Annotated in this window: 12 protein-coding genes; 6 read left to right on the forward strand and 6 right to left on the reverse strand. The window is 62.4% G+C overall.

Translation table 11 applies throughout. The features are described from left to right. Positions 1–22: 22 nt before the first annotated feature. Genes ACHFGA_RS02095 through ACHFGA_RS02105 form a run of 3 tightly spaced genes read left to right on the forward strand, consistent with a single transcriptional unit; the run spans position 23 to position 3,535 of the window. Positions 23–1,996 (forward strand): BCCT family transporter, encoded by a 1,974-nt coding sequence (locus tag ACHFGA_RS02095; RefSeq protein WP_394280804.1) that lies wholly within the window; start codon positions 23–25, stop codon positions 1,994–1,996. Positions 1,997–2,044: 48 nt separating this feature from the next. Then, entirely contained in the window at positions 2,045–2,779 is a 735-nt protein-coding gene (locus ACHFGA_RS02100; RefSeq protein ID WP_394280805.1) for an FMN-binding negative transcriptional regulator, read from the forward strand. A gap of 60 nt (positions 2,780–2,839) precedes the next feature. Continuing rightward, positions 2,840–3,535: a YoaK family protein gene (locus tag ACHFGA_RS02105; protein ID WP_394280806.1), complete on the forward strand. Its 696-nt coding sequence runs from the start codon at positions 2,840–2,842 to the stop codon at positions 3,533–3,535. Between the two features lie 13 nt (positions 3,536–3,548). Here the strand turns inward: ACHFGA_RS02105 and lepA are convergent, their stop codons facing one another. Then, positions 3,549–5,405: a translation elongation factor 4 gene (lepA, locus tag ACHFGA_RS02110; protein WP_394280807.1), complete on the reverse strand. Its 1,857-nt coding sequence runs from the start codon at positions 5,403–5,405 to the stop codon at positions 3,549–3,551. 175 nt (positions 5,406–5,580) lie between these two features. Here lepA and ACHFGA_RS02115 point away from each other — a divergent pair, with 175 nt between their 5' ends. Next, a complete protein-coding gene (locus tag ACHFGA_RS02115; RefSeq protein WP_394280808.1) occupies positions 5,581–6,204 on the forward strand; it encodes a hypothetical protein in 624 nt (207 codons plus the stop codon). 195 nt (positions 6,205–6,399) lie between these two features. After that, complete coding sequence (rpsT, locus tag ACHFGA_RS02120; RefSeq protein WP_394280809.1) at positions 6,400–6,663, forward strand: 30S ribosomal protein S20; 264 nt, start codon at positions 6,400–6,402, stop codon at positions 6,661–6,663. Between the two features lie 221 nt (positions 6,664–6,884). On the opposite strand, the gene ACHFGA_RS02125 is transcribed toward rpsT, so the two are convergent. The 4 genes from ACHFGA_RS02125 to ACHFGA_RS02140 are packed head-to-tail and all read right to left on the reverse strand — an operon-like array spanning position 6,885 to position 10,275. Then, entirely contained in the window at positions 6,885–7,532 is a 648-nt protein-coding gene (locus ACHFGA_RS02125; RefSeq protein WP_394280810.1) for a LysE family translocator, read from the reverse strand. Then, positions 7,529–7,915, reverse strand: a complete 387-nt coding sequence (locus ACHFGA_RS02130) for an ankyrin repeat domain-containing protein (RefSeq protein ID WP_394280811.1) — start codon at positions 7,913–7,915, stop codon at positions 7,529–7,531. Before ACHFGA_RS02130 ends, ACHFGA_RS02125 begins: the two co-directional genes overlap by 4 nt. 13 nt (positions 7,916–7,928) lie before the next feature. Next, the gene (holA, locus tag ACHFGA_RS02135; RefSeq protein WP_394280812.1) at positions 7,929–8,861 is read right to left on the reverse strand and encodes a DNA polymerase III subunit delta; all 933 of its coding nucleotides are present in this window, start codon (positions 8,859–8,861) and stop codon (positions 7,929–7,931) included. Positions 8,862–8,886: 25 nt separating this feature from the next. Beyond that, positions 8,887–10,275, reverse strand: coding sequence for a ComEC/Rec2 family competence protein (locus tag ACHFGA_RS02140; RefSeq protein WP_394280813.1), 1,389 nt, complete (start codon positions 10,273–10,275; stop codon positions 8,887–8,889). A 77-nt stretch (positions 10,276–10,352) separates the two neighbouring features. On the opposite strand from ACHFGA_RS02140, the gene ACHFGA_RS02145 reads away from it, so the two are divergent. Continuing rightward, a complete protein-coding gene (locus tag ACHFGA_RS02145) occupies positions 10,353–10,520 on the forward strand; it encodes a hypothetical protein (protein ID WP_394280814.1) in 168 nt (55 codons plus the stop codon). Positions 10,521–10,533: 13 nt separating this feature from the next. On the opposite strand, the gene ACHFGA_RS02150 is transcribed toward ACHFGA_RS02145, so the two are convergent. Next, a complete protein-coding gene (locus ACHFGA_RS02150; RefSeq protein ID WP_394280815.1) occupies positions 10,534–11,238 on the reverse strand; it encodes a helix-hairpin-helix domain-containing protein in 705 nt (234 codons plus the stop codon). Positions 11,239–11,481: the final 243 nt, after the last annotated feature.

An 11,481-nucleotide genomic window follows, 5' to 3' on the forward strand; every position in this document is an offset into this window, starting at 1 on the left:
ATCTGCGCCCACGAAGGAATCGGTGCCACTCAACGTGACCGACAAGACTGACAAGAAGTACGCGGACGAGGATCTCTATCCGCACAAAATCCACCCGGCGTTGGTGCCGGGAATCAGCGTCGATGAGCAGCGGAACCGCTTCGGCGTCGACAAGATCGTGTTCCTGCTGACCGCCGCCGCCATCCTGGCCTTTATTACGTGGGGTGTGGTGGCGCCAGAATCGGTGGCCAACACCGCCTCGGCAGCGTTTGCCTGGGGCATGAAGAATGCGGGCTGGCTCCTCAATATTGTGATGCTGCTCGGTATCGCAATCATGATCGTCGTGGCGTTTAGCCGCTTCGGGTCGATCCGCCTAGGCAAGGACAACGAGGAACCGGAGTTTTCGCGCTTTTCGTGGATCGCGATGATGTTCGGTGCGGGTATCGGCGTCGGTATCTTCTTCTTCGGCCCCTCCGAGCCGCTGTGGATGTTCCTTGACCCGCCTCCAGAGACCGTCGAGGCAGGTTCGCCCCACGCGATCCACCAGGCCGTCGCCCAGGCCCACTTCCACTGGGGTCTGGCCGCCTGGGGCCTGTACTCCTTCGTGGGCGCCTCGATCGGCTACTCCATGTACCGCCGCGGCCGCGTTGCCCTGATCTCCTCTGTGTTCACCCCGCTGCTTGGCCTGGGCAAAACCCAGGGCGTGGTGGGGCGCGTGATCGACATGCTGGCCATCGTCGCCACCTTGTTCGGCACCGCTGCCACCCTGGGCCTGTCGGCCACGCAGATCGCTACCGGCGTGGAGATCGTCTCCGGCGCGGGCCCGCTGGGCAATTCCGTGTTGTTCATCATCATCGGCATCCTGTCGGCCGGCTTCATCATCTCGGCGGTCTCGGGTGTTTCGCGCGGCATTCGCTACCTGTCCAACGCGAATATCTCGCTGACGCTGCTGCTGGTGCTTTTCGTGTTCATCACCGGCCCTACCCTCTTCCTGCTGAACCTGATCCCTTCCGGCACCGTGTACTACCTCTCGGAGTACCTGGACATGGCCTCCCGTTCCCTGTCCTGGGGCCAGGACACCGTGGACTTCCAGGCCGGCTGGACCGCCTTCTACTGGGCGTGGTGGATTGCGTGGACGCCATTCGTCGGCATGTTCATCGCGCGAATCTCCCGCGGCCGCACACTGCGCGAGTTCACCCTGGCCACCATGCTGGTGCCTACCGCGATCCTGATCTTCGCGTTCACCGTCTTCGGTGGCACCGCCATCACCTTCTCCCAGGACGGCGTCGAAGGTTTCGACGGCACCGCCTCCAGCGAGGAAGTCTTGTTCGCCATGTTCGGGCAGCTCCCGCTGTCTAACATCACGCCTTTCTTGCTGATGATCGCACTGGCAATCTTCTTCATCACCTCTGCCGACTCCGCCTCCGTGGTCATGGGCACGATGAGCTCCAAGGGCGACCCCTCCCCGAACAAGCTGGTCGTCGTGTTCTGGGGTCTGTGCATGATGGGCATCGCGATCGTCATGCTGCTCTCCGGCGGTGAAGACTCGCTGTCCGGCCTGCAAAACCTCACCATCCTGATTGCCCTGCCGTTCTCAGTGGTGTTGCTGGGCATGATGGTGTCCTTCATCAGGGACCTCTCTACCGACCCGATTGCGATCCGTCGCACCTACGCCCGCACCGCCGTCGAAAACGCCGTGGTGCGCGGCCTGGAGGAACATGGCGACGACTTCGAACTCGCCATTTCCCAGGCCCCCGAGGGTCGCGGCGCCGGCGAGAAGTTCGACTCCACCGACGAATCCCTCACCGACTGGTACCAGCGCACCGACGAAGAGGGCCGCAAGGTCGACTACGACTACCGCACCGGTGAGTGGGCCGACGGCTACGTCGACGAAGAGGCCGAGGCCGCTCGTCGTGAAGCCGAAGCCAAGGAAGCAGCTGAGAAGGCCGAGTTGAAGCGCCGCGACGAGCAACGCCGCGCTGCCTTGGCCGCCGAGGAGAAGGACGAGGACGCTTAACGACGAGGCCCGTCGAATTGTTACGGGTTCTCCCGTAGTATTTGGGGTATGTATGTAACAAACGCCTACCGCATGGACCGCGATGATGCTCTGACACTTGCCGACCAGGTGGGCATGGGCCAATTCATCACCACCAACGACCACTCCGGCATGGAAGCCACGCTGCTGCCCTTCGTGCTCAAGCGCGATGGGGATCGGGTGGTCGTCGAAACGCACTTCTCCCGCGTGAACACGCAATGGGAGGACGAGGACGTGTTGATCGTGGTGCAGGGCCCGACCACGTATATCTCCGGGGTGGACCTGCCACCCGAGCCAGCCGATGCCCGCGTCCCGCGCGTGCCGTCCGTGGATTATCTCACCGTACATATGAAAGGGCGCATGCGGCATCGGCAGGGTGACGTTGCGTTTAGTACCGCGCATCTCGACGAGCTGGTGGAAAAGTTTGACGACCAGTGGCGCGTTGACACGCACTCGGATCCGCGACTAGTGGAAGACATTCTGCCCGCTTTGGTCGCGGTGGAGATTGAGGTTGAGGAGGTCGTCGGCAAGTGGAAACTACACCAAGGGTTGGCGCCCGACGAGATCGAGTACACCATCGCCAATCTGCGGGACCGTGGGACCCCGGATGCTTCCGCTGTCGCCGACGAGATGGAGGCCCGCGCGCTACCCTGGGCCCGTGCGCGTGCGGAGCGCGACCGCCAGACCGCGCAGCTGCCTGTACCCAAGCCGAGCCAGCCTCGCCCGCCACACGTGTACAAGTATGAGCGCGAGGGCCGCGCCTAAACGCCTCTGAGCTAACCGAACCGTCACCGCGACGCAAACGCGTCGCCTATACTGCGGTATGTGTCTGCTGTAAGTCATACCCCGCGCCAACTGGCGGCCGGTACCGGTTTTGCGTTTATTGCCGGGTTCGTCGATGCCCTCGCCTTCATGTTCTTAGGCGGGGTGTTTTTGTCGTTTATGTCAGGAAACGTGACCCGCATCGCAGCGTCGTCTGCCACGGGAGACTGGGCAACCGTTCAGCTCGCCGCCACATGTGTGGTGCTGTTTTTAATCGGGGTAATGGAGGGTGCTCTTGTGCGTCGCCTCGCGGCCCGGCGCATCCCCATCGCGTTCGTAAAAAATGTCGTGGTGGTCAACATGGCGCTGCTCTTCACCATCGCCTGCGTCTTCCTCATCGCAGGAATGCCGCATATTGCGGTGGCCTTTGTGTCCCTGGGCATCGGGTCAATGAACAGCATCTTTGAGCGCAAAGGTGAAGTTTCCCTGGCGCTGACCTACATGACTGGGACGATGGTGAAGATGGGCCAGCGCCTCGTCGATACGCTTTTCGGCGGATCGCACGCGGCCTGGCTGCAACACTTTCTCATCGCGTCCGCGCTTGGGTCGGGCGCTCTTATCGGCGGGTTCAGCTACAAGTGGTGGGGCATGAACTCGCTCTATATCGCCACCGGGCTGGTCTACGCGATGACGATTTTCACCGTTACGTGGCGCCTGCGCGGCCACGTACGAGTGACCTCGCGGCAAGCGCCACGGTAGGCGTCAACGCTGCTTACTCTTCGTCGGTGGACAGCGCTGCCACGAATGCTTCCTGCGGCACGGTGACCGAACCGATGGACTTCATGCGCTTCTTACCGGCCTTCTGCTTCTCCAGCAGCTTGCGCTTACGGGAAATATCGCCGCCGTAGCACTTAGACAGCACGTCCTTGCGCAGGGCGCGGATATTTTCACGCGCGATGATCTTGGAACCGATCGCCGCCTGGACGGGCACCTCGAACTGCTGGCGCGGGATCAGTTCCTTGAGCTTCTTCGTCATCTTGTTGCCGTACCACTGGGCATTGTCGCGGTGCACGATCGCGGAGAACGCATCCACCGGGTCGCCCTGCAGCAGAATATCCACCTTGACCAGGTCTGCTTCCTGCTCGCCCGCCTCCTCGTAGTTCAGCGAGGCATAGCCCTTGGTGCGGGACTTCAACATATCGAAGAAGTCGAAGATGATCTCGCCGAGCGGCATGATGTAGCGCAGCTCCACGCGGTCCTCGGACAGGTAGTCCATGTTTTTCATCTGGCCGCGTTTCGTCTGGCACAGCTCCATGGTGGGCCCGACGAATTCGGACGGCACGATGATCGTCATATTGACGATCGGCTCATACACCGCCTGCATCTTCCCCTCCGGCCAGTCCGAAGGGTTGTGCACCAGCTGCTCCGAACCATCCTCGGCCACCACCCGGTAGGTCACCGACGGCGCGGTCGAGATCAGGTCCAAGTCGAACTCGCGCTCTAGGCGGTCGCGCGTGATCTCCATGTGCAGCAGGCCTAAGAATCCGCAGCGGAAACCGAAGCCAAGCGCGACGGAAGTTTCGGGCTCCCAGGTCAGCGAAGCGTCGTTAAGCTGCAGTTTTTCCAGAGATTCGCGCAGCGCCGGGAAGTCCTCCTGGCTGACTGGGAAGAGGCCGGAGTACACCATGGGCTTGACGTCTTCGTATCCCTGCAGTGGCTCGTCGGCACCCTTGGCGTCGCTGGTGACGGTATCGCCGACCTTGGTCTCGCGGACGTCCTTCACGCCGGTGATCAGGTAGCCGACCTCGCCGGGCCCCAACCCGTCCACGGGGGTGGCTGTGGGTGAGACGACGCCGATTTCCAGCAGCTCCAGTGTAGTGCCGGTATTCATCATGCGCAGCTTCTGGCCCTTGCACAGCTGGCCGTCGACCATACGGATATAGGTGACCACACCGCGGTAGGTGTCATAGACAGAGTCGAAGATCATGGCACGCGCCGGTGCGTCTGCGCCGTTGATGGACTCTGGCGGCGGAATCATCTCCACGACGTTGTCCAGCAGCGCCTCCACGCCCTCACCGGTCTTGCCAGACACGCGCAACACGTCCTCGGGCTCACAGCCGATGATGTTGGCGATCTCAAAGGCGTACTTCTCCGGATCCGCAGCCGGCAGGTCGATCTTATTCAGGACAGGAATGATCTCCAGTCCCTTGTCGATCGCCATATACAGGTTCGCCAGCGTCTGCGCCTCAATGCCCTGAGCTGCGTCGACAAGCAAAATGGCGCCTTCACACGCCTCCAGCGCACGGGAAACTTCATAGGAGAAGTCGACGTGGCCGGGCGTGTCGATCATTTGCAGCACAATTTCTTCACCGGCGTGCTCACCGGTCTTCGGCACCCACGGCAAGCGCACGTTCTGCGCCTTGATGGTGATGCCGCGTTCGCGCTCGATGTCCATGTTGTCCAGGTACTGGTCGCGCATATCGCGCGCCTCCACCACGTTGGACAGCTGCAAAATACGATCGGCCAGGGTGGATTTACCATGGTCGATGTGCGCGATGATGCAGAAGTTTCGGATCCGCGCAGGATCCGTAAAGGTGGACTGGGCGAAATTTGTTGATTTCTTTGCCATTGGCCGTAACGGGTCCCTTCTTGTTCAATCGCACCCACTCTACCCTGTCCACGCTTTACGACGATCACCCGTACCCGGCCACCCCTATAATGGGCAGTGCAACTTTCGATTGGTTGTGACGCCTGTGATCTGAACGTTACAGTTGTGTTCGTAACCGTCCACCGTTTCGGGACTGATGACCATGAAGATTTTGCGCCCACGTCAATCGAGTAACGCCAGCAAAACTGGCAACTCCAATGTGGGTGACACCGGCGCCAAGGGCCTTTCGGAGCGTCTTTCTCGTCGTCGCGAAGAACGCCGGGAGGCTCGTCGTGAAGCACGCCGCACACGCGCCGAAGACCTCGACCTCGGCCTCGAGAAACTGAACGAACGCTTAGGGCGCGCCAAAGGTGCCACCCGACCCCGAGTCGCCCGGTCTTTGCGCGTGGAACCAACAGCCCGGCTTGCGCGCTCCATCTACTACTCGTCCGACTTGGACGGACACGCTGAACCCGGCGAGGTCGTGTGGGCGACCGTGCCCTCGCACCCGCCGCAAGAGCGGTCCATGCTGGTCATCGGACGACAGCAACACAAGGTGCTGGGCTTGCTGATTTCCTCGAATTCGCAGCACGCGGCCGATTCGAGCTGGCTAGAGATCGGCAACGGCGAATGGGATGAGGACGGCGCGCAATGTTGGCTGCGCCTAGACAAGACGATGATCGTGCCAGAAATTGAGGTCCTGCGCCGCGGCATCTTGTTCCCGCAGCGCCGCTTCAACATTGTGGCCAACCGGCTGCGTAGCATGTTCAACTGGTCCTGAGCTGGTTCTCTGGTGGGGCGGCGATTTGGTCGTCGTAAAGCATGCCTGCTAAAGTCGCGGTGTTGTTCACGCCCGTTTTCTGGGTGAGCCGGCAACGCGGTCACGTACCTTGGGTCCGCGTCTTCAATGCCTGCTCTGCAGTCCCTTCGCGGGTGGATCGACTGGTAGATCAACATCGATTCCTAAGAGGTAAAAATGGCAAACATCAAGCAGCAGCAGAAGCGCGTTATCACCAACGAGAAGCGCCGTCAGCGTAACAAGGCGGTCCGTTCCGCAGTGCGCACCGAGATCCGCAAGTTCCGCGAGGCTGTGGAGTCCGGCAACAAGGAAAACGCACAGGCTCAGCTGCGCGTTGCATCCCGCAAGCTGGACAAGGCTGTGACCAAGGGCGTGTTCCACCGCAACAACGCGGCAAACAAGAAGTCCAACATGGCTAAGGCCCTCAACAAGATGGATTAATCTCCTCTTTGTTTGAGACTTGAGCCCGCTACCCCGCTTGGGATAGCGGGCTTTTGCGTTGGGTGTGAGGGCCAAGTCAATCTTGCACCAGGTGGGGTATGCGCCGACCTGCGGGTTTTAAAAGCAGGGGTGCAGGATGGCGCCATCCTGCACCGATGCCATATAAAGCGTCAGGTCACTCGGGAGGGGACCTGGTGCAGGATTGCCGCGCGAGGGCACCCCTAGCCCAACAATCCCGCGGCACCACGCACGATGAGCACCACCGCCGCGACGACGAAGAACAGCCCCGCGCCGATATCGATATAGGGCCCGGCCCGCAGCAGCTTGTTGCGCACCGCGTGGGTAGACACCAGGGTGGCCAGGGCCGCTTGGAAGATCCAGGAAGGAATCCACAGCGCAGCAATCACGATCAGCGCAACACTCAACGACGGGTTCGGCGGCAACAACGGGGCCACCAACGCCGCCAAGAACAGCACGATCTTGGGGTTCGAGAGGTTCGTCGTCAAGCCTTTGGCAAAAGAATGCCGCAGCCTTCCAAGGCGCGATTCGGCCTCGGTAGTGTCGCTTGGCGGGTTGTGGCGTTCGGCCAAGCCACCGCGGATAGAACTCACGCCAAGGTAGATCAGCCACGCCCCGCCGATAATCTGGACGAATTCCAGCACCCACGGGAACGCGGTGAGCAAGGCGGCGGCGCCGAGCACGGTGAGCGTGCACCACATCAGCACGCCGACTTGGACGCCGGCGACGGTAGCCAGCGCGTGTCGACGAGAGCGTGTGGCTGTCCGGGTGATTAAAACAATGTCGGGGCCAGGTGATGCCGCACCTACAAGGTTGACGACAATGATGGCCCCTAGGTCTGCCAGGTTCACTTCGTGAACTTTTCTACCAGGTCCTCTCGCCCAAACATGCGGGCGGTCTCGATGGAATCAGGTGAACCGGCGCGCGGGTCGGCACCAGCGGCAAGGAGGTCGTCGATAATTGCGTCTTCCTTCTTGAAGATCACGCCTGCCAGCGGGGTCTGGCCGCGGTTATTGGTCTTGTTCACGTCCGCGCCTGCCTCGATCAGCTGCTTGACCAGCTCGCCGTGGCCGGAGTAAGACGCCAGCATCACAAAGGAGTTGCCGTCCTGGTTGGTCAGGTCCACGTTGACGCCTTGCTTGATGTAATCGATCAGCTGGGTGTCGCCGGTGCGGGCAAAGTTGAAGAGTTTCGCTGCGAATTCTTGTACGTCGTCGGGAACTTCGTTGCTCATGGAGATAACGCTATCACGCGGCCAGCTTCGCGATCCTGCGTACGGCGTTCTCCACAGCGTAGTTCGGGTCCCCGCCACGGCCCTTAACCTCCGCGTCGAGATCAGCGACCAGGATGACGGCTTCGCTGATCGCCTCGCCGGACCAGTTGCGGGCGGCCTGCATCGCCTTTTTCGCACCGAAAGGGTGCATGCCTAAGTTGCGCGCGACTTGGTCGGGGTTGCCGCGTGTCTGGTACAGCCGGGCGATATCGCCAACCTTGCTGGCCAGGGCGGCAGCGATGGCCACCGGGCTGATCCCCAGTTGAAGCGCCCGGCGCGTTGAGCCGAGTGCCAGCGACAGTTTTCCTGCCACGGCGGCGTCAGCAATATCGAAACCAGAGACCTCAGCTACGCCGGTGTAGTAGGCGCGCACGTTGGCCACGGTGATCTCGCCGTCGACATCCTCCACCAGCTGCTCCACGGCACTGGCAAGTTCGCGCAGGTCCGAGCCCACGGATTCCTGCAGCGCACTGACCACATCGGGTGTGGGGCGCAGCCCGTGGCGGCGGAACTCGGCGGTGATCCACTGCGAGAGTTGGTTGGAAAACCTTGGCGCGGTCGCCTCGTGCACCTGCGCGACCTTTTTGAACTTGGCCACATAGCTTTTGTTGCGCCCGCCGCCGGAGTGGTTGATGATCAGCGTCATGCCGGGTGCCGGATCGACAGCAGCCTGCAGCAACAGTTCGGTCGGTTCTTTACCGGCGAGGTCAGTGTCGGTGAAGATGACAGCGCGCTCTTCTGCGAAGAGCGACGGACTTGTAGCTTGAAGCAGTTCACTTTCGGTGACTTCGCCGGCTTTGAAGGTTTGTACTTCTACGGTGGGTGGCAGCGTATCGACGATCGCTTCGGTGGCGCGTTCTTGGAGGAAGGTGTCGTCGCCAAGCACTAAGTGTACGGCTGAGTCCATGAGCGCTAGTCTAGCCCTTCGCGCGCTAGAGCATGTAGAGGCAGTAGGCACCACAACAGGCAGCCAGGGTGAGGCGGGGGCGGCGCAGCAGGAGCCCCGCGATGACCCAGCCATAGCCCAGCAGCGCATAGTAGGGCGTGGTCTCAACGGTGGCCAGCGGCAGCCCCGCCAGCCAGGTACCCACGGTGTTGATCCACCAGGTCAGCGGGGTAATCGCTAAATAGAGCACCTGCTCGAGCCCGCCGGGCAGCAGGCTCAGCCCCACCGCTACCAGCCCCAGCACGGTCACCGGAGCGGTGGCGGGCGCGACCAGCAGGTTGGCCAACACAGAGACAAGGGAGACCTCGCCGGCCATCAGGGCGATGATGGGCATGGTCACAAGATCGGCGGCGATCGCCACCCCTAGAGCGCGCACCACGATATCGGGCCAGCCGGTCGGCGCCAGCGCGCGGTAGAGAAAAGGCTGCAGCACAATGATGCCAGCGGTCGCCGCGACCGACAGGGCGAACCCATAACTTGCGGCCATGTCCGAATCGATCAACACCAGGGCGATCACGGCAAGGCACAGCGCATGGATGGGTTCGCTTTTCGACGACGCCAGCACCGCCACCAGCCCCACCGCACCGGTGATGGCCGCGCGCAGCACACTGGGCTCCGTGCCGACCAAGCCGACGAACACCGCCAACGCCAGCGCCGATGCCGCGATCTGAAAGCGCAGGCCCAGCCCACACAGCCGGGCAAGAAGCGCAGCCGCGGTGGTGACGATCGCTACGTTGGCGCCCGATACCGCTGACAGGTGCGAGAGCCCGGTGGCGATATAGGCATCTTGCTCCGCGGCCGACTGGAGCGATGTGTCCCCCAGCACCATGCCCGGGAGCAGGCCCTGGGAGTGCTCTGGCACGAAGGCCGCAACCGATTCGGCAAAGGTGGCGCGCACGTGGGCGGCCCAGCCGTCGACACCTGCCGGCGGGGCCACCAGTTCCACGGTGCCGCTAACAATATGGCCGGCGATACTCGGACGGTCCGATTCAGACCATGAACCTGCCACCTGCACCACTGCCCCACTGGCCAAACCTTCCGGGGCATCCTTGGCGAAGACGGTGACGGCGCCAGGGTGATCGTCGATACGCACCGTGAGCAGCCATCTGCCTGAGTCGAGGTACCGTGGTGCGTTGGTCAGACGGGCGAGGAACTCGTCGTCACGTACGGGACGTGCCGCAAGGCGCAGGGAAGTGACCGTCCACGCGCAGGCGGCGGCCGTGGCGGTGACGATTGCCTGGCCGGGTTGGCGGCACACCGCGAAGCCAAGCACTGCCGCCACCACGACAAGGCCCACCTGGGGGACGCCCAGCAGTAGCCCGAGCGTGACCGCCCACGCAGCGATGGCGGCCGGCACCAGCCGTAGTTCTGTCACAATCTTTCACCCCCGATTGCGAATCGCGCTATATTAAACGCAGTCTTTCTTCCCCCAACACCTAAAGGATTCTCCCCATGCCTAAGTTTGGCGATATTGCCATTACCGATATCATCTCCGTCGTCGTGGCCATCGGCTCCCTAGTCTTCGCCCTTGTCACCGCCCTGCCTGAGGACACCAGCTCTAACGGTTCCTCCAGCATGGCAACGACCCTGCCTGCTGACGTTCCAGTCCCAGAGAAGTAAGCCCGGATTTCCGCTAGAGCACGACCTCGCCCTGCAGCTTGGCGAACTTCGCCGGGCCGATCCCGCTGACGTCCTGTAGCTGGGCGATGTCGCTAAAACCCCCGATCTCTTCGCGGTGGGAAATAATCGCCGCCGCTGTGGCCTCGCCCACCCCGGGCAGTTCCATCAGCTCGGCAGCGGTGGCACTGTTCAGCGATACGCCCTGCGTCCCTGCTCCCCCGCTATCCGATCCGCCCGGTGGGGCTGGTGGGGACTCGCCGACGCGCGTAACGACGATCTGCTGACCATCCATCAGCACCTGCGCCAGATTCAGTGCCACCATGTCGGCCTCTGGCTGGGCCCCGGCCGAATCCAAGGCGTCGGCCACCCGAGCTCCCGGTGCAAGAGTGACCAAACCCGGATGATCGACCGCGCCCACCACGGACACGACCACTGACTCCGGCGCTGCTGGCGCCCCTGTGGGGTCGGCCGTGGTCGCCCAGGCCGGGTCGGCCAGCGCGAGCTGTCCCTGCGGATCGGGCGGGCTCTGCCCGCCCGGCGGGCCGGTCTGATTTGGACCAAGGAAAGCCCAGGCCACTAGGCCCACTACCGCCACGAGTGCCACCATAACGGCGTGTTTCGCGCTGATTTCTACACGGGGCTTCGGATAGTTCACATTGAGAAGGTCTTCTTCACCCGTCGGGCGGGTGAGTTCGGAAATGCGTTGTGTGATGTCCATACCCGTGACGCTAAACCAGCTCCGCCACCCCCGCTGGGCGGGTTCAAAAACCTGTGGATAACCGTGTTGACACGGCCCCAAACGCTACTTTTTAGCCGACTTATCCACAGGCACAGGCTCCGCGAACACCGCCGACAGACCAATCGCGCCGTCTCCGGTGTGGACGCGCAGCACGTCCGTCAGTTCCGTCACCATCACGGTGGAGCCTTCCGCCAGCACTTCGTTGAGCATGTCTTCGAGCAG

This window comes from Corynebacterium sp., from assembly GCF_043426755.1.
Lineage (GTDB): Bacteria > Actinomycetota > Actinomycetes > Mycobacteriales > Mycobacteriaceae > Corynebacterium.